This is a genomic window from Streptomyces sp. MCA2, assembly GCF_023544705.1.
GTDB classification, from domain to species: domain Bacteria; phylum Actinomycetota; class Actinomycetes; order Streptomycetales; family Streptomycetaceae; genus Streptomyces; species Streptomyces decoyicus.
Window position 1 is genome coordinate 1 of the sequence record NZ_JAMJFM010000011.1, and the last position, 24041, is coordinate 24041.

Below are 24041 nucleotides of genomic sequence, written 5' to 3' on the forward strand. Positions count from 1 at the left end.
CCCGCACCACCGACGACTACGAGGCGATGTACGCCGCCGGCGTCCGGGCCGTCGTCGAGCCCTCCTTCTGGCTGGGGCAGCCCCGCACCTCGCCCGCCGCCTTCTACGACTACTTCGACTCCCTCCTCGGCTGGGAACCCTTCCGCGCCGCCCAGTACGGCATCGCTCACCACTGCACGCTGGCCCTCAACCCCAAGGAGGCCAACGACCCCCGCTGCACCCCCGTCCTCGACGCCCTGCCCCGCTACCTCGTCAAGGATGCGGTCGTCGCCGTCGGTGAGATCGGCTACGACTCCATGACCCCCGCCGAGGACACCGCTCTCGCCGCCCAGCTCCAGCTCGCGGCCGACCACGGCCTGCCGGCGCTCGTCCACACCCCCCATCGCGACAAGGCGGCCGGGCTCCGCCGCACCCTGGACGTGCTGCGCGAATCCGCCCTCGCCCCCGAGCGCGTCGTCCTCGACCACCTCAATGAGACAACCGTAGGCGCGGCCACTGACAGTGGCTGCTGGCTGGGCTTTTCCCTCTACCCCGACACCAAGATGACCCCCGACCGCATGGTGCGGATCCTGCGGCTGCACGGCACCGAACGGGTCCTGGTCAACTCCGCGGCGGACTGGGGCCGCAGCGACCCGCTCAAGACCCGAGAGGCCGGCGACGCGATGCTCGCGGCCGGCTTCAGCGAGGACGACGTCGACCAGGTGCTGTGGCGCAACCCCGCCGCCTTCTACGGACAGAGCGGCCGGCTGAACCTGAACAGCCCCCGGCCGCCCGGCGCGCTGCACGAGGGCAACTCCATCCTCCGCGGCGGGGAATGAGGAGGTCCGGCCGCCATGCGCTTCCGCCACCCCGACGGGTCCACCGTCCATCTCGCCTACTGCACCAACGTCCACCCCGCCGAGACCCTCGACGGCGTCCTCGCCCAGCTGCGCGACCACTGTGCCCCGGTCCGCAAGCGCCTGGGCCGGGACCGCCTGGGCATCGGACTCTGGCTCGCCAGGGACGCCGCCCGTGCCCTCACCGCCGACCCCGCCGCCCTGCGCCGCCTCCGCCGGCAGCTCGACACCCTCGGCCTGGAAGTCGTCACGCTCAACGGCTTCCCCTACGAAGGGTTCGGCGACCAGCGGGTCAAGTACCGCGTGTACCGGCCGGATTGGACGGAACCCGCCCGGCTCGACCACACCACCGACCTGGCGCGGCTGCTGACCGCCCTGCTCCCCGAGGACGCCGCCGAGGGCACCATCTCCACCCTCCCGCTCGCCTGGCGCACCGACTTCGACCCGGTCCGCGGGGCCGCCGACCGCCGCGACACCGCCCTGGAGGCGCTGCGCACCCTCGCCGTCCGGCTGGACGCTCTGGAGGAACTCACCGGCCGCTCGATCCGCATCGGCCTGGAGCCGGAGCCCGGCTGCCTCATCGAGACCACCGCCGATGCCATCGGCCCCGTCACCGCCCTGCGCCGGGACCCGTCGGCAGCGGGGCGCCCGTCCCGGATCGGCCTCTGCCTGGACACCTGCCACCTCGCCACCTCCTTCGAGGACCCCCGCGTCGCGCTCGCCGCGCTGCACCGCGCCGCCGTGCCGATCGTCAAGTCCCAGCTCTCCGCCGCCCTGCACGCCGAACACCCCGGGCGCACCGCCGTACGCACCGCCCTCGGTGCCTTCGCCGAGCCGCGCTTCCTCCACCAGACCCGCACCCGCGGCCCCCAGGGCGCGCTGCTGGCCACCGACGACCTCGACGAGGCGCTCGCCGCGGACAGCGGGCTGCCCACGAACCGCCCCTGGCGCGCCCATTTCCATGTGCCGCTGCACGCCCCGCCCCAGCCGCCGCTCACCTCCACCATGGCGGTCCTCCAGGACGCCCTCGCCCTCCTGGTCGGCGGACCGGCCCCGCGCACCCATCACTTGGAGGTGGAGACGTACACCTGGCAGGCCCTGCCCCCCGAACTGCGGCCGCGCACCCGCGGCCGGCTCATCGACGGGATCGCCGCCGAACTCGCCCTGGCCCGCGACCTGCTGACCGATCTGGGCCTGAAGGAGCTGCCGTGAAAGGACCGACCCACCCCACCCCGGAGCCCACCCCCGGCCGGCGCCTGCTGGTCCTCGACGTCGTCGGCCTCACCCCGCGCCTGCTGACCCATATGCCGCGGCTCTCCGCGCTCGCCGAAGCCGGGGCGTACCGCCCGCTCGGCACGGTGCTGCCCGCCGTCACCTGCACCGTCCAGTCGACCTTTCTGACGGGGACGACACCCGCGGGTCACGGCATCGTCGGCAACGGCTGGTACTTCCGCGACCTCGGCGAGGTCCACCTCTGGCGGCAGCACAACGCGCTGGTCGGCGGGGACAAGATCTGGGACGCCGCGCGCCGTGCGCGCCCCGGCTACACCGTCGCCAATGTCTGCTGGTGGTACGCGATGGGCGCGGACACCGACTGGACCGTGACGCCCCGCCCCATCTACTACGCCGACGGCCGCAAGGAACCCGACTGCTACACCCGGCCGCCCGACCTGCACGACGAACTCACCGAGCTGCTCGGCCCGTTCCCCCTCTTCACCTACTGGGGGCCGACCGCCTCGCTCGCCTCCTCCCAGTGGATCACCGACGCCACCCGCCACCTGCACCGCACCCGCCGGCCCGATCTCACCCTCGCCTACCTCCCGCACCTCGACTACGACCTCCAGCGCCACGGCCCCGACGACCCCCGCTCGCACGCCGCCGCCACCGCACTCGACGCCGTCCTCGCCCCGCTGCTGGACGATGCCCGCGCCGCCGGCACCACCGTCGTCGCGCTGTCCGAGTACGGCATCACCCGGGTGCGCCGCCCCGTCGACATCAACCGCGCGCTGCGCCGGGCCGGACTGCTGGAGGTGCACACCCAGGACGGGATGGAGTATCTCGACCCGACCGTCTCCCGTGCCTTCGCGGTCGCCGATCACCAGATCGCGCACGTCTACGTCCGGCGCCCCGAAGACCTGACCGCCACCCGCGAAGCGCTCTCCGGCCTCCCCGGGATCGGGCAACTCCTCGACGACCGGGGCAAGAAGGAGTACGGCCTCGACCATCCGCGGGCCGGTGACCTCGTCGCGCTGGCCGAGCCCGACGCCTGGTTCACGTACTACTACTGGCTCGACGACGCCCGCGCGCCCGACTTCGCCCGGCTCGTCGAGATCCACCGCAAACCCGGCTACGACCCGGCCGAACTCTTCATGGACCCACGCGACCCGTATGTGCGCCTCCGTGCCGCGGCCGCGCTCGCCCGTAAGAAGGCGGGGATGCGCTACCGGATGGCGGTCGTCCCGCTCGACCCCGAGCCGGTCCGCGGCAGCCACGGACTGCTGCCCGCCGACCCCGCCGACGGCCCGGTCCTCATCTGCTCACAGCCGGACGTCCTGCCCCCGGCCCCCGCCGCCACCGACGTGAAGCCGCTGTTGCTGCGCCTCGCCGGCCTCACCTGAGCCGCTCCGGCCCCACAAGTCCCTCCACCCCCCAGTCCTTCCCGAGGAGCCCACCACCATGACGTACGACCCCGAGCGCACCCGCGAACTCGCCCGGAAGCTCGCCCGCCGCAGATTCCTCGGCGTCGCCGCCGGCACCACCGCCGCTGCCCTGCTCGGTGCGCGGACCGCCGCCGCCCAGCCCGCTGCCGCCCCCGCGGCACACGGCCGGCGCCGGCTGCTGCCACCCGGCAGGCTCGGCATCCAGCTCTACACCCTGCGCGACCAGACCGGATCGCTCGGCTTCGCCCGGGTCTTCGAGCAACTCGCCCGCCACCACTACGACGAGGTCGAGCTCGCCGGCTACACCCAGGGCAGCGCGGGCGCCATCAGCCTCGCCCAGCTCAAGCGCCTGCTGCGGGACAACGGCCTGCGCGGCGTCGGCAGCCACGTCGGCTACTCCTCCACCGACCCGAAGGCGTATACCTTCGCCACCCAGCTCACCCAGGTCCTCGACGACGCCGAGGCGCTCGGCCTGCCGCACATCGGCACCCCCTCAAGCCCCGACCGCTACGGCAACACGGTCGATGCCTGGAAGCGCGCCGCCGAGGAGTTCAACACCTACGGTGCCGCCGCGAAGGCCCGTGGGATGCGCTTCTACCACCACAACCACGCCGACGAATTCTCCTTCGCCACCGACGACCCGCGCGTGCGCCTCTACGACGTGCTGCTCGCCGAGACCGACCCCGAACTGGTCTTCCTGGAGATGGACATCTACTGGGCGTATGTCGCGCGGTACCGCTTCTCACGACGGCCCGACGGCACCCCCGCCCCCTTCGAACCGCTCGACTACGTGCTGAAGGCCCCGCACCGCTATCCGCTCTTCCACGTCAAGGACGGTGAGCACGACACCGCCGCCCAGGACGGCTACCACATGACCGATGTCGGCGACGGCGATATCGACTACGGGCGATTTCTGGCCACCGTGTACCGCCGCAAGGGCCACGGCCACCGCGACCACCACTGGATCGTCGAGCGCGACGACGCCGTCGATCCGGCCGCCAACCCGGCCGGTTCGCTGTCCACCGCCGCCCGCTCCGCCCGCCACCTCCGTCACCTGCGCGGATAGCCGGACGTAGAACCGGGCGCAGAACCGGGCGCAGAACCTGCGTGGAGAGCCGGGCACGACGCCGGACCGCCACCCCCGCGCGGAGCTCCCGCGGACCACTCCGGCCGGCCGGGTTTCCGGATCCGGCCGGGTCAGGCTCCCCGACCCGGCCGGTCAGGCTCCCCGCTCCGGCCGGTCGGTTCCCCCTCCGGCCGGATCGCGCCCCCTCCGGTCCGATTCGCGAGACCGGCCCGGCGCCCCGTCACCGGCCGGGTAATGTGCACCCGATCAAGAATGAAGCAGCACCAGCACGACACCGCACCAGGCACCCGACCGATCACGAATGGCGAGACGCACATGAGCGAGGGGACAGCACCGGCGGCCGGCGAAGCGGCCGCCATCTCCGACCAGGCGGCCCGTGAACGGCTGAGCTATCTGCGCGGCAGCATCGACAACCTGGACGCCGCCCTGGTGCATCTGCTCGCCGAGCGCTTCAAGTGCACCCAGCAGGTCGGCGAGCTCAAGGCCCGGCACAGCCTGCCGCCCGCCGACCCGGCCCGTGAGGCCGCGCAGATCGAGCGGCTGCGCCGGCTGGCCGAGGACGCCAAGCTGGATCCGGCCTTCGCCGAGAAGTTCCTCAACTTCATCATCGGGGAGGTCGTCCGCCACCACCGGGCGATCGCCGACCGTACGCAGGAGAACGGGGAGCCCGCCGCCGGCTGAGCCCGTACGCACGACGGACGAGGGTGGGCGGTGCCATCGTGGCGCCGCCCACCCTCGTCGTGCAGTGAGCAGGGGAACTCCGCGACAGTCAGAGCACGTTGATGCCGCGCGCCGGGAGCGCCAACGGCCCGCGGGAAGCCCGCCCCACCGCGGCGGGCCACGCGGTCGCCTCACCCGGGTGGCCCCGTCGCCCCCACCGAGTGACACTCGCCATACCTGACGCCGGACCGTCCCGCAGTGCCCCCATGCCCCACTACCGTCCAGTAACACGGTTCCTCCGGGAGCCGCCCGAGCGCCACCACCCTGCCCCTCCGGCCGTGCACCGAGAGCGGAGACAACCGATGGCCCCCACCGCCGAATCCAGCTCGAATCCCTCGTGGAACGCGCGCACCACACCCGCACCGCCGCTCCTCCTCAAGCCCGGAACGTCCTGGCAGGACGCCTGGCAGCGCAGCCTTGCCGCGGCCCCCGAAGCCTTCCGCGACGACCAGGCCCTCAACCTCTGGGCCGCTGCCTGGCACCCGGACGGCGACCCGCTGCCCGCCACCAGCCCCGTCGACGGCACCCCCATCGCCGGCCCGCCCCGCCTCGACGCGGACGCCGCGCTGCACGCCGTACGGGCCTCCCTCGACCAGCACCGGGCCTGGCGCCATGTCCCGTTGACCGAACGCAAGGCCCGGATCTCCGCCACCCTCGACGCGCTGACCGAACACCGCGAACTGCTCGCGCTGCTGCTCGTCTGGGAGATCGGCAAGCCCTGGAAGCTCGCGCAGGCCGACGTCGACCGTGCCATCGACGGCGTCCGCTGGTACGTCTCCGAGATCGACCGGATGCTCGCCGACCGCACCCCGCTGCCCGGCCCGGTCAGCAACATCGCCAGCTGGAACTACCCGATGTCGGTGCTGATCCACGCGATGCTCGTCCAGGCGCTGGCCGGCAACGCGGTGATCGCCAAGACCCCCACCGACGGCGGTCTGGTCTGTCTCACCCTCGCCTGCGCCCTCGCCGCCCGTGAGGGGGTCCCGGCCACCCTCGTCAGCGGCAGCGGCAAAGAGCTCTCGCCCTCCCTCGTGCGCTCGCCGGAGATCGGCTGTGTCTCCTTCGTCGGCGGCCGGGACACCGGCGCCCGCGTCGCCACCGCCGTCGCCGACCTCGGCAAACGCCACATCCTCGAACAAGAGGGCCTCAACACCTGGGGCATCTGGAATTACACCGACTGGCAGTCCCTGACGCCCCTGGTGCGCAAGACCTTCGACTACGCCAAGCAGCGCTGCACCGCCTACCCCCGCTTCGTGGTGCAGCGCGAAGCCTTCGCCGACTTCCTCGCCGCGTACCTCCCGGCCGTCCGCAGCGTCCGGTTCGGCCACCCCCTGGCCGTCGCCGACCCCGCCGACCCGCTCCCCGAACTCGACTTCGGCCCGCTGATCAACGCCGCCAAGGCCAAGGAACTCGCCGACCTCACCACCGAGGCGATCTCCCGCGGCGCCGTCCCGCTGCACCGCGGCAGCCTCGCCGACGGCCGCTTCCTGCCCTCCCAGGACACCTCGGCGTATCTTCCGCCGACCACCCTCCTGGCCCCGCCCTCCTCTTCCCCGCTCCACCACGCCGAGCCGTTCGGCCCCATCGACACCCTCGTCCTCGTCGACACCGAGGCCGAACTCCTCGCCGCCATGAACGCCAGCAACGGCGCCCTGGTCGCCAGCCTCTCCTGCGACGACAAGGAGAGCTACGACCGTCTCGCCCCACAGATCCGCGCGTTCAAGGTGGGCCATGGCAAGCCCCGCTCCCGCGGCGACCGCGACGAGCTCTTCGGCGGCTTCGGCAACTCCTGGAGCGGCGCGTTCGTCGGCGGCGAACTCCTCGTCCGCGCGGTGACCGAGGGCCCGGCGTCGGAGCGTCTGCCGGGCAACTTCCCCGACTACCACCTGATGCCGTAACCAAGCCCGACGCCGGCGGCCCGAGGGCCTGTCTTCAGCGTCCCGCCTGCCTTTGACGACAGGCCCTAGCCGATCCCCTGCCGGTCCGGGTGCGAGGCGAACCGCCGGTCCGCCGCGGCCGGCACCGTACGTTCCACCGCCTGCAACAGGAGCGTGCGGTGCCGCCGCAGTGGCACCTGCCGGTGCTCCGGCGCGAGCAGCAGCAGATCGTCGATCCCGGCCAGGATCCGCCGGCTCACCTGCGGGCTGTGCACCGCGGCCGCCCGGACCTCGGTCAGCCCCAGGTCCACCAGATCCGTCCAGCCCGGAACGTTCTGCACCAGCCGCACCACACCCCTTCGATCGCGGTGGAGGACCGTCCCGAGCGGCCGCCGCACGACCGCCGCCAGAATCTGCACGATCCGGTCCAGGCACTGCACGGCCGTGGTCGGATCGTTCACCGCCGGCGACAAGGCCCGCAGCGCGATGTCCGACAGCTGGCGCAGCCCGAGCCCGAGATCCTGGTGAAAGGTGCGCTCCACGCCCACCGACACGGTGTACCGCAGCGCCCACCGCGGCGGCGGTGCCCCGCCGTGCACCGCGAGCACCGGCGTTCCCGGCAGCACGAAGTCCCCGATCCGCGGAATCAGCCGCAGGACCACTCCCTGCCGCCGCGCCACCCGCACCAGCCGTGCCACATGCACGTCCAGGAGGACCCCCGCCCGCCCGGCGTGCGCCACACGGTCCGCCTCGGGCGGCAGGGAGGCCCGGTCCTCCCCGACCTCCCCACCGGTGCCCTGCCGCGCCAGCATCCGCAGCGTCTCCCGGGTGATCCGGTCGACCACCGGCCCCACCTGCATCAGCCGCAAGGTGGCCGACACATACGCGATGAACAGGATCAGGCTGAGCGCCACCAACACCATCGTCAGCAGGCTCTGCACCACCGGCACCGAGGTGACCTGCCGGGCATCGGTCTCGCTCTCGTACGAGGTGAGCACCAGCAGGGAGAAGAGGAAGGTCGCCAGGAAGACCGTGAGCGTGATCTTGCTGATCCGGCTCCGGATGAAGATCCGCACCACTCGCGGGGTGAGCTGACCGCTCGCCATCTGCACCGCGACCAGCGAGATGCTGAAGACCACACCGATGAAGGTCATCATCGCCGAGCTGATCGTTGTCACGATCGTCTTGGTGTCCTCGGCGATCGAGACCAGTTCCCCGACCGCCGCGTACGCGTGCGCCCGCTGGAGCGCCGCGATGAGCTTGAGGTCCAGCGTCGAGGCCGCCCACCACAGCAGCGCCGCGCAGGCCAGCCCCGCCGTCGGCGCGAACCAGAAGGTGTCCCGCAGATGCTCCCGCAGCGGTGAAAGCGCCCGTGGCCTGCGTGGACCACTGATATGCACGACATGTCCTGCATTGCCCATAAATTGAGGTTATGTGGGCGACGGATACGCAGGTGAAAGGCACTCCGAAACCTTGGTATTGTTGTCCATGTCGCCGCGGGGAACGCCCCGCGAAGATCACACCTAGTCCGGGTGGCGGAATGGCAGACGCGCTAGCTTGAGGTGCTAGTGCCCTTTATCGGGCGTGGGGGTTCAAGTCCCCCCTCGGACACTTTTCGCAAGTGCATGTTGAGAGGGTTGTGACTCCACGGTCACAGCCCTCTTTCTCATGTCGAGGGTCAGGGCGAGCCCGAAGCCCTCGTGCAAGGGGTGCTTGCGTTCGGGTGCAGCGGGGGGCGCCGTCTCGCACGTGCGCTGCACCGGTCACGGTTGTGGCGGACACCGCCCGGCCCTGCCCCGCCCCCGGACCTCAGGTGCCGGCCTGTGCCAGGACTTCGCCCAGCTGATCGCACATCCAGTCCAGTTGACCGGGCTCGATGATGAGTGGCGGGGCGAGTCGGAGGGTGGAGCCGTGGGTGTCCTTGGCGAGCACACCATGGTCCAGGAGCCGCAGACAGGCCTGGCGTCCGGTGGTGAGTGCGGGGTCGAGGTCGATGCCGGCCCACAAGCCGCGGGACCTGACCGCGACCACGCCGCGGCCGGTCAGATCCTCCAGCCGGCCGCGCAGCCGCTCGCCCAATGCGGCCGCCCGGGCCTGGTATTCACCGCTGCGCAGCAGCTCCACCACGGCATGACCGACGGCGGCGGCGAGCGGGTTGCCACCGAAGGTGGAGCCATGGCTGCCGGGGCGGATGACCCCGAGGACGTCGTGGCGGGAGACCACGGCGGACACCGGCACGATGCCTCCGCCAAGGGCCTTGCCGAGGATATAGACGTCAGGGGTGACACCCTCGGCGTCGCAGGCGAATGTGGTGCCGGTACGGCCGAGTCCGGACTGGATCTCGTCCGCGAGGAACAACACGTTCTTGCGGCTGCACACCTCCCGCACCGCCTGGAGGTAGCCCGGCGGAGGGATGACCACGCCGGCCTCGCCCTGGATGGGTTCGAGGAGCACGGCCACGGTGTCCTCGTCGACTGCCGCTTCCAGCGCCGCGCTGTCGCCGTAGGGGACGCTACGGAAGCCGGGCGTGAAGGGGCCGAAGCCGTCGCGGGCGACGGGGTCGGTGGAGAAGCTGACGATCGTGGTGGTGCGCCCGTGGAAATTGCCGTCGGCGACGATGATGTTGGCGCGATCCGGGGCTACGCCCTTGCGGTCGGCGCCCCATTTGCGGGCGACCTTGATCGCGGTCTCGACGGCCTCGGCACCGGTGTTCATCGGCAGTACGAGATCCATGCCGGCCAGGTCGGCGAGGTCCCGGCAGAACGGACCGAGGCGGTCGTTGTGAAACGCCCGGCTGGTCAGGGTGAGGCGGGCCAGCTGTTCCTGGGCAGCGGCCGTCAGCCGGGGGTGGGCGTGGCCGAAGTTGAGGGCCGAGTATCCGGCCAGGCAGTCCAGGTAGCGGCGGCCCTCGACATCGGTGACCCAGGCGCCCTGGCCGGAGGCCAGCACCACGGGCAGGGGGGCGTAGTTGTGGGCGGTGGCCGTCTCGGCCAGCGACACATGGTGCCGGGTCGTGGAGCCGGGGTGGGGTATGCCGTGCGTTTCGGTGGTGGCCATGAGGCGGTCCTTGTGTACGAGAAGGTGCGAAGGGTGCGAAGGCGGCGGGGAGTTCAGACCAGCGGTTCCGCGGCGGCCAGGTAGCCGGCGAGCATGGCGTGGGCGACGTCGCGGATCCGCCCGTCGGGGGGCAGGAACGTGGGCGAGTGCAGTTGTTCGGTGCCGCCGTGGGTGCCGACGAACAGCATCAGCGACGGCAGATGTGCGCAGAAGAAGGAGAAGTCGTCGGAGCCGGCGGAGCGCAGGTCGTCACCGGCGCTCAGACCGAGCGTGCCGAGCAGCGGTCTCGTGGCGGCGGTCAGCGCCGGGTCGTTGTCGAGTACGGGCTCTCCGCGGATGATGTCCACCTGCGCGGTGCAGCCATGGGTCTGTGCCACCAGTCCGGCGACCTCCGCCAGCCGGGTGTGCAGCATCTCGCGGTCGTCTTTGCCCAGCGCGCGCAGTGTGCCGCGGGCTTCGGCGGTGCCGGGGATGACGTTGGCGGCGGTGCCCGCCGCGAGGGTGCTGACCGTGAGTACGACGTGCGACATGGGGTCGGTACCGCGGCTGACCAGGCTTTGCAGGGCGACGACGATATGGGCCAGGGCGACGACGGGGTCGCGGGTGAGGTGCGGGTAGGCGGCGTGGCCGCTGCGGCCCCGGACCGTGATCGTGAACTCGTCGGCCGAGGCGTTGACGCCGCCGGGGGTGCAGGCGACGGTGCCGGGCGGCAGCAGCGGCTGCACATGCGCTCCGATCACCGCCCGGCACTGCTCCCGGTCGAGGATGCCGTCCTCGACGATGTCCCGGGCGCCGGAGGGGTAGGTCTCCTCCCTCGGTTGCAGGACGGCCAGCAGGGGGGCCGGGCCGCCGGCGCGGTCGACGGCCCGGGCGAGGGCGGTGAGCGCGGCCAGGTGTACGTCGTGGCCGCAGGCATGCATGAGGCCGGGGTGTTCGGACATCCATGCCGCGCCGCTCTTCTCCTCCACCGCCAGGGCGTCGAGTTCGGCGCGGACGGCGACGGCGGGGCCCGGTCCGCCGATCCGGAGGACGGCACCGGTGTCGGCGACCTTGGCGAGGGAGCCTGCGGGCAGTGCGGCGAGCACGAGGTCGCGGGTGGGGGCTTCGGCGCCGGACAGGCAGGGGCGGGCGTGGATGCGGTGGCGCAGTGCCGCGGCGGCCGGCAGTTCCTCGTCGAGCGCGGCGGCCAGCGCAGGCAGGTGGTGGCCGGTCATGTCCGGGCCTCCAGCCGGTAGACGCGGCGGGCGTTGTCGTGGCCGATCATGCGCACCACCTTGAGGGCTTCCTCGACGTCCCACTCCCCGCTCTCGGTCCACGCGGCGATGGTCCGGGCCATGCCGCGACGCCACAACAGGGCGCCGAGGTGATGCAGTTCCGGCGGCCCCCAGGCGTCGGAGGAGAAGAGAATCTTGGCGAACGGGGCGAGTTCCAGTGATTCGGCGATGAGGGCGTCGGAGCGCACGCCGGTGTAGTTGATGCCGAGGCCGACGTCGAAGTACACGTGCGGGAACACCTGGGCGAGGTAGCCCGCGTTGCGCTGGAAGGGGTAGCAGTGCAACAGCAGCAGGTCGGTGCCGTGCGGTTCCACGTTCTTGATGAACCGGGTGAGCAACAGCGGGTCGCAGCGGTGGAGTTCGACGTCCGGGTCGCCGTAACCGGCGTGCAGCTGGATCGGCAGACCGCGGTCGACACCGCACCACAGGGCGAAGCGCAGCAGTACCGGGTGGCTTACGCGGAGGGCGCCGGTGGCTTCGTACTCGGCGAGCCAGGCGCCTGCGGCGGCTGCCACCTCGTGGGTGTCGGGGCGTCCGGGATCGAAGTCGAAGCCGTGACGGTAGGCGATGATGCTCTTGAGGCCCACCGCGGTGACCGTACGCGCAGCCAGGGCCGCCCGGAACCGGTCAGGGAGTTCGGCGGCGGTGACCCCGTCGCGCACCACGTCCTCCAGCACGGTTTCCAGGCGCACCACCTCGTCGACAGGGCGTCCTGAGGCGGCCGCCATGCCCGGGGGGCCGAGGATGTCCTCCCCTTTGTAGCCCGTCTCCAGCAGGTAGTGGCCGATGCCGGAGGCTTCGAGCAGTCTGCGGTTGACCTCGTCGGTGCCGAGTTCGGAGCGCCTGGCCAGGTACGTCTCGGGGTCGGTGTGGGGTTCGAGGCCGAGGACCGGGGCGCACCAGCGGCGGACGGCGAAGCCGATCTGCGAGTCGAACTGGGTCATCCACGGCGGGATCGGGCGGTCGGACTCGGTGAGCATCTGCTCCAGGGCGCAGCGGTCGGCGTCGTGGCGGAGGGCGCCGTGGACGTGGTGGTCCACCAGGGGGAGCCGTGTGATCTCCGCGAGGAGTCGTTCAGTAGACATTGCGGACCTTCCGAATGCGTGCGGCGTCGTCCAGACCGTCCAGCTGGGCGAGTTCGGAGCGTTTGACCGAGAGCTGAGTCGCCAGCAGACGTGGGTCGAACCAGGAGCGGACGACGTGGTCCTTCTCCAGGGCCTCCAGGGCCTCTTCGAGGGTGGCGGGCAGCGGCGGCGCCGACGCGAGATCGGACCGGTCGGTGTCCTCGGGCCACACGGTGGGCTCGTCGTAGTCCCCGGTGAGACCGGCCAGGCCGGCCCGGACGAGGACGGCCAGGGCGAGCCAGGGGTTGGCCGTGGCGTCGGCGGCCCGGTATTCGAGGTTGAACTGGGCGGCGGGGCCGGATCCGGAGAGCTCGGTGGTGGGGCAGATGCGCAGCAGCGCCTCGCGGTTGCGCTCGGCCAGGAACGCCCCGGCGGCGCTCCAGCGGTTCGGGGTCAGGCGCAGGAAGGACACCGGGCTCGGCGCGGTCAGGGCCGTGAGCGCCGGGGCATGGGCCAGGACGCCGGCGCTGAAACGGGCGCCGAGGGCGGAGAGCCGGCCGGGGCGCTGCGGGTCGTACAGCGCGGGGCGGCCATCGGCGTCGCGCAGACTCAGATGGAGGTGAACGCCGTTGCCCACACCGTCGGCGTCCAGGAGCGGGGCGAAAGTGACGGGCAGGCCACGGCGGCGGGCCAGGTCGCGGACGAGTTCCCTGAGGAGAACGGCCCGGTCGGCCGCGACCGCGGCAGCGGCGGGGCGGAGGGTGACCTCGAACTGGCCGTCGCCGTACTCGGGAATCCATGTCTCCGGTTCGAGGCCGGTCTGCTCCAGCAGCCGTACCAGATCGGATCCGAAAGGTTCGGCCTCGCGGAAGCGCCGGAGCGAGAACGGAGCGCTCGCCGGCAGGCCTTCGAGCACGAATTCGTGCTCGAAGGCGGCGACGACCTCCAGGCCGGTGCGTTCGCGCAGCTCCGCGAGGGCATCCCGCAGGAAGGTGCGCGGGCAACAGGCCCAGGGCTGTCCGTCCGGCAGCGTCTGGTCGGCGAGGTAGAGCAGCATCCCCGGGGCGGTGCCGTCCGCCGGGATGCCGACCGCGGTGCCGGCGTCGGGGACCAGCCGCAGGTCGCCCCGGGAGCCGAAGACGTTGTCGGGGGCGATCGGGCCGAACGAGGAGATCGCAAGGTTCGCGGGAACCCAGCCGGTGCCGCTGCGCAGAACCGCGTCGTGTTCCGAAGGCGGCACGGCACGTCCCCGTACCTGACCGGCCAGATCGCAGGTGGCGACGAAGACGGTCGCGTAGTCGTCGGTGCGGGGAGTCATGAGATCACCTTCATGCTGTCGGCGGCCGGAGGCTCCGGGCTCTGCTCCTGGCGGGGGCCCTGGCCCCCGTTCAGTTCACTGGTGAGACGGGCGCCGATGCGCCCGGCGAGGGCGGGGGCGAGGAGGACCACGGCGAGTCCGGTCGCACACCAGGCGGCGGCGATCCAGGGGAAGTAGGTGTAGGGCGCGCCCTGGCCGGTGGACTGCCGGTAGAAGACGAAGCAGAGGTAGCCCAGACCGGCGAGCGGGATGACCAGTTCGCGGCGGGGGATGTTGCCGCGGCGGGAGAGGGTGAAGACGATCACGCCGGCACCGGCCACCGCGTAGACGACCAGGACGCACAGCACGCCGATGGTCGCGTACCAGTAGTAGGTGTCGAAGGCGGTGGTGCCCAGGCCGTACATGACGGCCGTGATGGTGACGGCCAGGGCCCCGCACAGCCACAGGGCCCTGGTGGGGGCGCCGGTGAGCGGCTGGGTGCGGGCGAGCCCGGCGGGACCGAAGCCGTCCCGGGCCAGCGCCGAGACCATGCGGGCCGCGGCGGCGGACGAGGACAGTGCGGCGGCGAAGGCGGAGGCGACCGCGGTGAAGGCGATGACGAGCGAGAACCAGGTGCCGAGGTAGTCGTCGGAGAGCGTCACAAGAGCCGATTCCGCCCCGGCGAACTCCTTCACCCCCTTGCCGTCGGTGCCGAACCCTATGGTCTGGACGAACATCATCAGGAGGTACAGAACGCCGGTGAGCAGCACGCTTCCCACCAGGGCGCGCGGGATATTGCGCTTGGGGTCGTCGGTCTCCTCGCCCAGTGACGCACACGCCTCGAAGCCCGCCCAGGACAGGAAGGCGAAGACGGTCGCCGTCATGACGGCGCCGAAGCCGGCTCCGCCGGGGGTGAAGACCGACAGGTCGAAGGACTGGTGGCGGGGCGCCGAACCGGTGCCGGTACGCCCGATGACGACAAGGGCGAGGACCAGCATGGCCGCGATGCCGACGCCTTCGGTGATCAGCAGGGTGCGGGCGGTGAGGCGGGTGTCACGTGAATTGAGCAGGGTGACGCCCAGGGCGGCAACGACCACGACGACCGCCCATGGGCCGGTGGAGGTCATGCCCAGAGCGTGCAGAAAGGCATGGGCGAAGACCCCGGTCGCGGCGAGCGTGCACACCAGGAAGGCGAGGTAGGTGCCGAGCAGGGCGAACCCGCCGAAGAAGCCGGCGCGGGGCCCGATGGTGGCTCCGGCGAGGGCATAGACGGAGCCGGCGTGGTGGAAGTGCTGGGTCAGCCGCCAGAAGCCGTAGCCCACGAGGCCGACGCCGAGCAGGCCGAGCAGGAAGACCAGGGGCACGGCCTTGCCCACGGTGGCCGCGACGCCGGCCCCGTTGAGGCCCATCGCCAGGGTCGGCCCCATGAGACCGACGGAGAGGGCCAAGGCTTCCCACAGCCGCAGCTTGCGTGAGGGATGAGGATGATCGGGCACAACACACTCCCGAGCAGAAGGGGGCCGCAGGGGGTGCGGCCCGAGACACCCTCATGAAATATTTGTTTCAAGCGGAGCGTCAAGGGGTGTGTTGAAATGAATTTTTCAGTAGGCTCCGACTTCTCCGCTCCACTCCTCCTCCGCGGCCCGCATCCGCTCGTCGGCCGCCGGTCCCAGGCGCGCATGCACGGCGGCAACCAGGGTGTCGACGAGTGCCAGGGGGGCGACGATGCTGTCGAACGGACTCGGTGCCTCGACGCGCGCGGGGAGCACCACATCGGCGAACTCGGCCACCGGTGAGAGCCATGGGTCGGTGAACAGCACGACCTTGGCCCCGCGTTCGTGTGCGTGCCGGGCGAGTTGCACGGTGTCGTCCTGGTAGCGGCGGAAGTCGAAGACCACGCACACGTCCCGTCGGTTCAGATCGAGGCGGAATCCCGCATCGCGCCCCGGCGCCGCGGTGTGCAGGAGGGTCCCCGGCCGCAGCAGCCGCAGATGCAGGTCGAGGTACTCGGCCAGGAGCTGCGAAAAACGCCCGCCGAAGCATGCGATCCGCTTGGCGGGGTCACAGATCAGACCGACCGCCTGCTCGAACTCCCGCTCGGGGAGGGCTGCGAACGTCTGGCCCAGCGTCGCACTGCTCACCTGCTGCGCGGCCTCGACCAGTTCGGAGGTGGGGGAGTCCGCGCCGATCACCGGCGCCAGGGTCAGCGGCGAGGCGTGACGCGCCTGCACCTCCTCGCGCAGCGACTGCTGGAAGTGCCGGTAGCCGTCGAAGCCGAGCCGGGCGACGAACCGCACCACGGTGGGTGCACTGACACCGGCCTGGGAGGCGAGCCCCGAGGCGGACTCCAGCCCGGCCGCCGGGTAATTGGCCGTCAGCGCCCGCGCGATCTTCCGCTCGGCAGGAGACAGGTTCCCCTCGGCCCGCCGCACCCGCTCGGCCACGGTCGCCCCCGAGCCGGCGTCCCGTTCCGCCGGCTCCGGGTCCGTGCCGCCCTCCGTGTGGTTGCTGTGCTCTGCGGCCCGACCAGCCATGCGCGTCCCCTCTCCGGCCTGCGTGACGCCACGATCGTGACACAGCCCGGAAACCGAGGGTCCCGGTGGACGGGACCGGCCGTGCCCTCCGTGCGCGGCTTCGGCGCGGTGATCCGGCCCGGCCGGGGTCTGCTCGCCCCGCTGCGCCCAAGCTTCCGTCGCTGCGCCGGTGCATACGCACGGTTACTGGCGTGTGCGTATGGTTCGCGCCCCTCGGATCTCCGGAAAAACCCCTTCTCAGCGGGGGTTCCGCCGCTCCGGGTGACGGAAGAAAAAGTGTGAATAACCTGTTCCATCCCCTTTGTGTGGGAGTACCCTGAACGTAGGCCTACGGGGCGAGCGAGGGAGTTCGACTGGACCGGCCTCGGGGAAGGGAGCTCTGGCTCTCGCCGAGGACAAGAAGAAAAGTCGGGCTGAGAGGCCGAAAGGTCACAGGACCGGACGGCGACCCCTAGCACCTGATTCGGACAATGCCGGCGAAGGGAGCCCACCTCGTAGGCCGTGGATGTGTGAGTGGCCCCGCCCGTGGGTGGGGCTTTCGCATGGACGCAGGGGCGCCCCTACCGGGCGCCCTTGATCATGTCCGCACACTTCTCCCCGATCATCATCGTGGTGATGCAGGGGTTCACGGCCGGCAGGAACGGCATCACCGAACCGTCGGCCACCCGCAGAGCGGTCACGCCCTTGACCCGCAGCTGGGGGTCGAGCGGCGTCGTCCGGTCATCGGGGGCGCCCATCTGCACGGTGCAGGCGGGGTGGTAGACCGTGTTGTGCGTGGTGCGGATGTACTCGAACAACTCGGCGTCGGACAGGGTGGACGGGCCGGGGGCGAGTTCGGTGCCGGCCCAGTCGGCCATGGGTGCCTGGGAGATGATCTCGCGGGCGAGGCGCAGGCCGTGGGTCATGACGCGGACGTCGTGTTCATGGGTGAAGTAGCGCGGGTCGACCTCGGGCTTGTCGCGGAAGTCGCGGGTGCGCAGCCGCACCGTGCCCAGTGAGCGGGCCCGGGTGACGTTCGGGGTGAGGCAGAAGGCGTTCTCCGAGGTGGGGTAGCCGCGGCGGTAGGTGTTCATGTCGAAGGGCACGGAACCGTAGTGGAACATCAGGTCCGGGCGGTCGAGGCCGGGTTCGGTGTCGGCGAAGATGCCGATCTCCCACCACTGGGTGGACGAACTGACCATGGGCTGCTTGGCGTTCCACATGATCACGCCCTCCGGGTGGTCCTGGAGGTAGGAGCCGACGCCGGGGGAGTCGATGACCGGGTCGATACCGGTGGCACGCAGATGTCCGGCCGGGCCGATGCCGGAGAGCATGAGGAGTTTCGGGGAATCGATGGCGCCGCAGGAGACGATGGTCTCGCGGCGGGCGTTGACGGTGCGGGTGTGGATCAGGTCGGGCGCGAGACAGTCCACACCGGTGCAGCGCCGGGAGGAGTCGAAGTTCAGGCGCTTGGCCTGGAGCCCGGTGCGTACCTCGAGGTTCTTGCGGGTGCCCATGACGGGGTGGAGGTAGGACACCGAGGCGGAGGAACGGGTGCCGTCCGGGCGGCAGTTGATCTGGAACCAGTTCGCGCCCCGGACGACGGTCCGACCGGTGTTGAACGGCGTGGTCGGGATGCCGGCTGCCGCGCAGGCCTCCAGAAGGGCCACACCGCACGGGTCGTTCGGCGGGATGGTGCGCAGGGTGACCGGGCCGTTGCGGCCGTGGTGGTCGCCGGGGGCGTCGTTGGTCTCCAGCTGCTGGAAGAGCGGGAAGCAGTCCGCCGCGCCCCAGCCCGTACAGCCCATCGCGGCCCATTCGTCCAGGTCCTCGGCCGGGGTCCAGAAGGCGATACAGGAGTTGTGCGAGGAGCAGCCGCCGAGCACCTTGGCGCGGGCGTGCCGCATGAAGCTGTTGCCGTTCTCCTGCGGTTCGACCGGGTAGTCCCAGTCGTAGCCGGACTCCAGCAGGCCCATCCAGCGGTCCAGGCGCAGCACGTTTTCGTCACCGACGTCGGAGGGGCCGGCTTCCAGGAGGCAGACGGTGACGGCGGGGTCCTCGCTGAGCCGGGCGGCCACGACGGCGCCGGCCGTGCCGCCGCCGACCACGACATAGTCGAACTCGTCCACAGGGGCCTCTTGGGACATGGCGGCGTCTCCAGATCAGGGGGTGGGGGTGCTGCTGTCGCCCGGGCCGCCGCTGTCGGGGGTGACGGCGGCGTGGGTGGCCAGGACTCCCGTGTGCTTGCGCTGGACGAACCAGTAGTAGGTGAAGCCGCCGATCGCCACGACACCGATGAACAAGAAGGCGCCCCAGCGCAGATACCAGTGCTGGGGGCCGGTCGCGTTGTACACCGCGGCACGCGGCCAGGCGAGGTTGAGGGACATCCCGAAGCCCCAGAGCACGGCGAGGACGTTCACCGGAATGCCGAACCTGCCCAGCGAGAACTTCCCCTTGGCCGGTGTCCAGTTGCCGCGCAGCCGTTGGACCAGCATCGGCAGGGTGACCGCGAGATACGCCAGATAGATCATGATGATCGCGATGCTGGTGATCACCGAGAAGATCTGCGGCTGGTTGACGTTGATGAGCAGGATGGCGATCGCCACCAGGCCGATGATGACGGCCGGCAGCACCGGTGTCTGGAAGCGCGGACTGACCTTGGCGAGCAGGGAGGCGGCCGGGAGGTTGTTGTCCCGGGCCATCGCGAAGGCCAGCCGGATGCCGGCGGTGTGCACCGCCAGCTCGCACACGGTGATCGCAATGACCACACACCAGAGCACGATCTGCCCGATGGTCGAGCCGAGCGTGGAGAGCACCACATATTGCAGGCCGTCCACGGACAGTTCCTTGGAGTGCAGATCGGGCACGGAGAGCAGGGCGAAGAGGAGGATCAGACCGCCGATGAGGAAGGACGCGATCAGGGCCCGCAGGATGGCGCGGGGTGCGTTGCGGCCGGGGTCCTTGGACTCCTCACCGAGCGACGAGGCGGTGTCGAAGCCGTACATGACATACGCCGAGGCCAGTGACGCGGTCAGGAACGCGCCGAAGTAGCCGAGGTTCGTGCCGCTGCCCAGACCGAAGGTGTTGAGCACCACGCCGGGGCCGCGGGTGACGTGCGCGGCGAGCAGAATGACCAGAACGATGGCGGCGATCAGCTCGATCGCCACGCCCGCGGAGTTGATCCGCGCCATCAGCTTGACGCCGAAGGCGTTGACCAGGGTGGTGAAGGCGATCAGGATCGTGCCGAGCACCACGGCGTTCTCGGCCGCGGACTGGCCGGTCCCGTCGCCGATGAACTGGAACCACGACGAGATCTGCGGCAGCGTCACCTGGTACGCCAGCGCCACCGCGGACAGCGAGACCATGGTGGCGGTCAGCATCATCCAGCCGCCGAGCCAGCCGATGTGCGGGCCGCCGAGCTTCTTGGCCCAGTTGTAGATCGACCCGGCCACGGGGTAGCGGGCGGCCAGCTCGCAGAAGCACAGCGCCACCATCAACTGGCCGACGAAGACCATCGGCCAGGACCACCAGTAGGCCGGGCCGCCGTGGGCGATGCCGAAGTAGAACAGCTGGAAGGTGCCGGTGAGGATCGAGATGTAGCTGATGCCGGCGGCGAAGGTGTGGAAGTTGCCCAGGGTGCGCTTGAGCTCCGGCTTGTAGCCGAGCTCGGCGAGCGAATCGTCGTCGTGCGAACCGTCGGCCCGGGTGCCGGGGCGCGCGGACTCGGAGTCGGTCACTCGAACCACCTCTGCGGACGCGGCGCGGTATTGCGCCAGATGTGCTTGGCCTCCTGGTACTCGGCCAGTCCCGCGGGCCCCAGCTCGCGCCCGACGCCCGATTGCTTCATGCCGCCCCACTCCGCCTGCGGCACATACGGATGGAAGTCATTGATCCACACCGTTCCCGCGCGCAGCCGGGCGGCGACCCGGTGGGCACGTTCGCTGTCCTGCGTCCACACCGCTCCGGCCAGCCCGTACACCGTGTCGTTGGCGAGCGAGACCGCCTCCTCCTCGCTGCGGAACCGCTCGACGGTCAGCACCGGCCCGAAGCTCTCGTCGCGGACGACGGACATGTCCGGGGTGCACTCGTCCAGCACGGTCGGCAGATAGTAGAAGCCGTTCGCCAGTGACGGATCGTCGGGCCGCGCGCCGCCGCAGAGCAGTACGGCCCCCTCGTCCAGCCCGCCCGCCACATACGCCTCGATCTTCGCGCGGTGCGCTGCCGAGATCAGCGGGCCGGACCGGGCGTGTTCGTCGAACGGCCCGCCGAGCCGGATCCGCTGGGCCCGGGTGACCAGCTCGTCGACGAACGCATCGTGCAGTTCCTCCTGGACGAGCAGCCGGGCGCCCGCCGAGCAGACCTGCCCGGAGTGCAGAAAGACCGCCATCAGGGCGTAGTCGACGGCGGTGTCGAAATCGGCGTCCGCGAAGACGATGTTGGGGTTCTTGCCGCCCAGTTCCAGCGCGATCTTCTTCACCGTGGGCGCCGCCGCGGCCATGATGCGCCGGCCGGTGAGCAGACCGCCGGTGAACGACACCATGTCCACCCGTGGGTCCTCGGTCAGCGGCGCGCCCACGCTCTGGCCGGTGCCCAGCACCAGATTCGCCGCGCCGTCCGGCAGCCCGGCCTCGGCCAGCAGCCGCATGAGGTGGATGGCGGTGTGCGGGGTGAGCTCACTGGGCTTCAGGATGAAGGTGTTGCCCGTGACCAGGGCGGGAGCGACTTTCCAGGCGGTCTGCAACAGCGGGTAGTTCCACGGGGTGATGAGCGTGCAGACGCCGACCGGCTCGTGCCGCACCTGGCTGTCGATCTCCGCCGCGCCCGCGTCCACCACCCGGTCCGTGCCGCCGGCCGCGCCGAGATTGCCGAAGTAGCGGAAGCAGTTGGCGATGTCGTCCATGTCGTAGGCGCTCTCGACCAGCCGCTTGCCGGTGTCCAGCGACTCGGCCCTGGCCAGCGCGTCCTTGTCGCGCTCCAGCAGCTCGGCGACCCGCAGGACCAGCCGGCCGCGCTCGGCCGCCGGCGTCTGCGGCCACGGCCCGTCGTCGAAGGCCGCACGAGCGGCGCCGATCGCCGCCGCCACGTCCTTCGGACCGCCCTCGTCAACGGTCGCGACCAGCGTGCCGTCCGCCGGGCAACGGATCTCCCGTACCTGCCCGTCGGCCGCTGCGGTCCACTGACCTCCGATGAACAGCTCCGGCATGGTGATGCCTCCGGTCTCCGGGCTCGTACGGGGCGACTGCGGCAGGCGCGGCGCCCCGGCCGACGGCGTCAGGCCGACGGGCGGCCCGCCGTGCGGACCTCGGTGCGGGTCACTGCCCTGAGACTAAGACGGGCGGTGCGGCTCCGCACGGTACGAGGGGCCGGGGGAGAGGGGAGCGGCGCCGGGTGGGGCCGACGGAGTGAGGCGGGCGGGCGGACGGGAGAATGGGGGGATGAGCAGTGAGAGGGGCCGAGGGCACGGACGCGGACGGGAGCCGGGGCAGGATCCGGAGCCGGCGCCGGACGTCGGACCGCACCCCGTCCCCGATGCCGCGGCGTACCTTTCCGGCCGCTGGAGCATCGAGCGCACGGTGCACGACCTGCGGTCCGGCGCCGAGGGCAGCTTCCGCGGCACCGCCGAGTTCCGGCCCGACGCGGTGGGGGAGGCCCTGCTGCACGTCGAGGAGGGGCAACTGACGTGGGGCGGGACGGCGAATCCGGCGAGCCGCACCCTGCTGCTGCGGCCCCGGCCGGACGGCACCGCCGAGGTCGACTTCGCCGACGGCCGGCCCTTCCACGACCTCGACCTCAGGACCGGCAGCTGGACCGCCGTCCACCCCTGTGCCGCGGACCGGTACGAGGGAACCTTCACCGTCGTCGGGGCGGACACCTGGCAGCTGGAGTGGCGGGTCGGCGGGCCGGCGAAGGACCAGCTGCTGCGCTCGGTGTACCGGCGGCTGGGGTGAACGCGGCGTGGCCGGGCGCGGACGCGCGCCGGGCCGGTACGCGGACACACGGACGGCGCCCCCGGGGCAGAGGTCCCCGGGGGCGCCGTCCTTCGTGCGGAGAGCGAGGGCTCAGGCGGCGGGCAGCTTCCCCCGCCCGAACAGCTTGCGCTCGTCGTGCAGGGCGAACGGCGTGGTCCTGAGGTCGACGAGCTGAATGCCGAAGATCTTCAGTTGCAGCATCAGCTCGGTCTTCAGGTCGTAGCCCGCGCTCAGCGCCCACGCCGGGGCACCGCCGCCGGTGGCAGCCGCGGCCCGTCCGGTGAGGTGGACGGACAGCTCGCCCCCGACGCCCGCGGTGTCGTAGAGGAACACCTGGGCACGTGCCCCGATACGGGCCGTCGCGGAGGCCGCACCCTCGACCCGGGGAGTGGTTCCCTTGGTCTGCTGGTCCGCCTCGTGCAGCGGCTGCCACCCGTTCCCGCGGTCGTACTTCGCGCCGACGGCGAAAGAACCGGAGGTGCGCTGGTCGGCGTCGAGCACGATGCGGCCGCCGGCGGTGAAGCGGTAGGTGAAGGTGACCTCGGTGCTGACCACGACGGGGACCGGGCCCACCCAGAAGACGTGCCGTCCGGTGACCGCCGCGATCGGCACCGCGACCTGCCCGGTGTCCGCGGTCCCGCGCACCTTGCCGTGCACCTGCCAGCCATAGGCGTAGGAGCCGCCCAGGCCGACCGCCGCGCGCTGCGGCAGCAGGTTGAGCCCGCCGCGCTTCTCGTACTGGAAGATCAGCTCGGGCCGGAACATCACGTCGCCGGACAGCCGGGCGGGAGACTTGCCGGTCGCCTCCACGCCCTTGGGCAGCGGCACATTGAGGCCCAGCCGCAGGGTGGTGAGCGCCTTGCGCGCGTCGGGCGACAGCGCGCTGCCGGAGGAGGTGGGGGCGGGGCGGGGAGCGGAGGGAACGAGTTGGGTGCGGACCCCGGAGGAGCCGGACGCCGAGGGGCTCGGGGAGCCGGAGGCGGTGGCGTCAGGGCTGCCGGACGGAGGGGCCGGGTCGCCGGACGGAGTGGCCGGGCCGTCGCCGGCCGAACCGGTGCCGGCAGCGGGCTTCTGCACGGTGACACCCGAGGAGAGCGGCCTGACCGAGATCTCGCCGGGCCGCAACGCCGTGCGCTGGTCCACCTTCTGATCGCCGAGCAGTTCCGAGAGCGTGGCGGGGGCGGTGGTCACCCGGACCTTGCCGTCGCGCGAGCCGGTGACCTTGCCGACCTTGAACAGCGCACCCGAAGGGGCGTGCCGGTTGGGCGCGGCGGCGATCACATCCCCGGTCCGTACGGTCTTGCCGGCGGACGGCTTGAGTTCCGCCTGCTTGCGGTGCGCGTCGTACGACGAGAGCTGCACGGAGACCGAATTTCCGGAACGGGTCGGCGCGTCGGACGGCCTGGCGACCGCGGCAGCGCCCTCGGGGCCGGAGGCCCGGGCATCGTCCGGCACGGCACCGGGGGCTGTCGGCCCGGTGGCCGGTATGCCGGCCGCGGAGGTGCGCGGCGCGTCGGGACCCGAGAGCAGCGCATGGGTGCCGAGGGCGGCGGGGACGAGTACGCCGACCGCGGCGGCGGGCACCGCGATACGACGCCAGGAAACAGCCATGGGATTCCTTGATGGTGCGGGGGGTGATGGGGAGGAACAGCGGGGCCGGGCGCCGAACGCCGGACGGATCAGGACG

At 71.6% G+C, this 24041-nt stretch carries 18 protein-coding genes and 1 tRNA gene; 8 read left to right on the plus strand and 11 right to left on the minus strand.

Annotation, left to right across the window (positions count from 1 at the left end; translation table 11 throughout):
- From M8I34_RS11310 to M8I34_RS11335, 6 genes are all read left to right on the plus strand, one after another.
- The coding region (locus tag M8I34_RS11310) for a TatD family hydrolase (RefSeq protein WP_250049293.1) at positions 1-818 on the plus strand (818 nt) is incomplete at its 5' end.
- Between the two features lie 15 nt (positions 819-833).
- Positions 834-2048, plus strand: coding sequence for a metabolite traffic protein EboE (gene eboE, locus M8I34_RS11315; protein WP_250049294.1), 1215 nt, complete (start codon positions 834-836; stop codon positions 2046-2048).
- On the plus strand, positions 2045-3454 hold the full coding sequence (locus M8I34_RS11320; RefSeq protein ID WP_250049295.1) for an alkaline phosphatase family protein: 1410 nt from the start codon (positions 2045-2047) through the stop codon (positions 3452-3454). The genes eboE and M8I34_RS11320 overlap by 4 nt, the downstream gene beginning before the upstream one ends.
- 58 nt (positions 3455-3512) lie before the next feature.
- A complete protein-coding gene (locus tag M8I34_RS11325; protein ID WP_250049296.1) occupies positions 3513-4562 on the plus strand; it encodes a sugar phosphate isomerase/epimerase in 1050 nt (349 codons plus the stop codon).
- A 336-nt stretch (positions 4563-4898) separates the two neighbouring features.
- Positions 4899-5264, plus strand: coding sequence for a chorismate mutase (locus M8I34_RS11330; protein WP_244417862.1), 366 nt, complete (start codon positions 4899-4901; stop codon positions 5262-5264).
- Between the two features lie 341 nt (positions 5265-5605).
- A complete protein-coding gene (locus M8I34_RS11335; protein WP_250049297.1) occupies positions 5606-7201 on the plus strand; it encodes an aldehyde dehydrogenase family protein in 1596 nt (531 codons plus the stop codon).
- A gap of 65 nt (positions 7202-7266) precedes the next feature.
- Here M8I34_RS11335 and M8I34_RS11340 read toward each other — a convergent pair whose 3' ends face one another.
- Positions 7267-8601, minus strand: coding sequence for a DUF2254 domain-containing protein (locus M8I34_RS11340; RefSeq protein ID WP_284050215.1), 1335 nt, complete (start codon positions 8599-8601; stop codon positions 7267-7269).
- A gap of 105 nt (positions 8602-8706) precedes the next feature.
- Here M8I34_RS11340 and M8I34_RS11345 point away from each other — a divergent pair.
- Positions 8707-8791 (plus strand) — tRNA-Leu (locus M8I34_RS11345).
- 198 nt (positions 8792-8989) lie between these two features.
- Here the strand turns inward: M8I34_RS11345 and rocD are convergent.
- The 9 genes from rocD to M8I34_RS11390 all read right to left on the minus strand — a co-directional run bounded on the left by rocD (position 8990) and on the right by M8I34_RS11390 (position 21588).
- Positions 8990-10237 carry an ornithine--oxo-acid transaminase gene (gene rocD, locus M8I34_RS11350; RefSeq protein ID WP_250049298.1) on the minus strand — a complete coding sequence of 416 codons (1248 nt, stop codon included), beginning with the start codon at positions 10235-10237 and terminating at the stop codon, positions 8990-8992.
- A 53-nt stretch (positions 10238-10290) separates the two neighbouring features.
- On the minus strand, positions 10291-11451 hold the full coding sequence (locus M8I34_RS11355) for a M20 family metallopeptidase (protein WP_250049299.1): 1161 nt from the start codon (positions 11449-11451) through the stop codon (positions 10291-10293).
- Entirely contained in the window at positions 11448-12596 is a 1149-nt protein-coding gene (locus M8I34_RS11360) for an amidohydrolase family protein (RefSeq protein WP_250049300.1), read from the minus strand. Before M8I34_RS11360 ends, M8I34_RS11355 begins: the two co-directional genes overlap by 4 nt.
- Complete coding sequence (locus M8I34_RS11365; RefSeq protein WP_250049301.1) at positions 12586-13893, minus strand: glutamine synthetase family protein; 1308 nt, start codon at positions 13891-13893, stop codon at positions 12586-12588. Before M8I34_RS11365 ends, M8I34_RS11360 begins: the two co-directional genes overlap by 11 nt.
- Positions 13890-15368: an APC family permease gene (locus tag M8I34_RS11370; protein WP_308372177.1), complete on the minus strand. Its 1479-nt coding sequence runs from the start codon at positions 15366-15368 to the stop codon at positions 13890-13892. The genes M8I34_RS11365 and M8I34_RS11370 overlap by 4 nt, the downstream gene beginning before the upstream one ends.
- A gap of 105 nt (positions 15369-15473) precedes the next feature.
- Positions 15474-16406: a MurR/RpiR family transcriptional regulator gene (locus M8I34_RS11375; RefSeq protein WP_250049303.1), complete on the minus strand. Its 933-nt coding sequence runs from the start codon at positions 16404-16406 to the stop codon at positions 15474-15476.
- Positions 16407-16966: 560 nt separating this feature from the next.
- Entirely contained in the window at positions 16967-18532 is a 1566-nt protein-coding gene (locus M8I34_RS11380; protein WP_250049304.1) for a GMC family oxidoreductase, read from the minus strand.
- Positions 18533-18547: 15 nt separating this feature from the next.
- Positions 18548-20122 carry an amino acid permease gene (locus M8I34_RS11385; RefSeq protein WP_250049305.1) on the minus strand — a complete coding sequence of 525 codons (1575 nt, stop codon included), beginning with the start codon at positions 20120-20122 and terminating at the stop codon, positions 18548-18550.
- Positions 20119-21588, minus strand: coding sequence for an aldehyde dehydrogenase family protein (locus tag M8I34_RS11390; RefSeq protein ID WP_244417858.1), 1470 nt, complete (start codon positions 21586-21588; stop codon positions 20119-20121). Before M8I34_RS11390 ends, M8I34_RS11385 begins: the two co-directional genes overlap by 4 nt.
- Before the next feature lie 232 nt (positions 21589-21820).
- Between M8I34_RS11390 and M8I34_RS11395 the strand changes: the two genes are divergently transcribed.
- Entirely contained in the window at positions 21821-22333 is a 513-nt protein-coding gene (locus M8I34_RS11395) for a DUF6314 family protein (protein ID WP_250049306.1), read from the plus strand.
- A 111-nt stretch (positions 22334-22444) separates the two neighbouring features.
- Here the strand turns inward: M8I34_RS11395 and M8I34_RS41265 are convergent, their stop codons facing one another.
- Entirely contained in the window at positions 22445-23965 is a 1521-nt protein-coding gene (locus M8I34_RS41265) for a hypothetical protein (RefSeq protein WP_284050216.1), read from the minus strand.
- Positions 23966-24041: the final 76 nt, after the last annotated feature.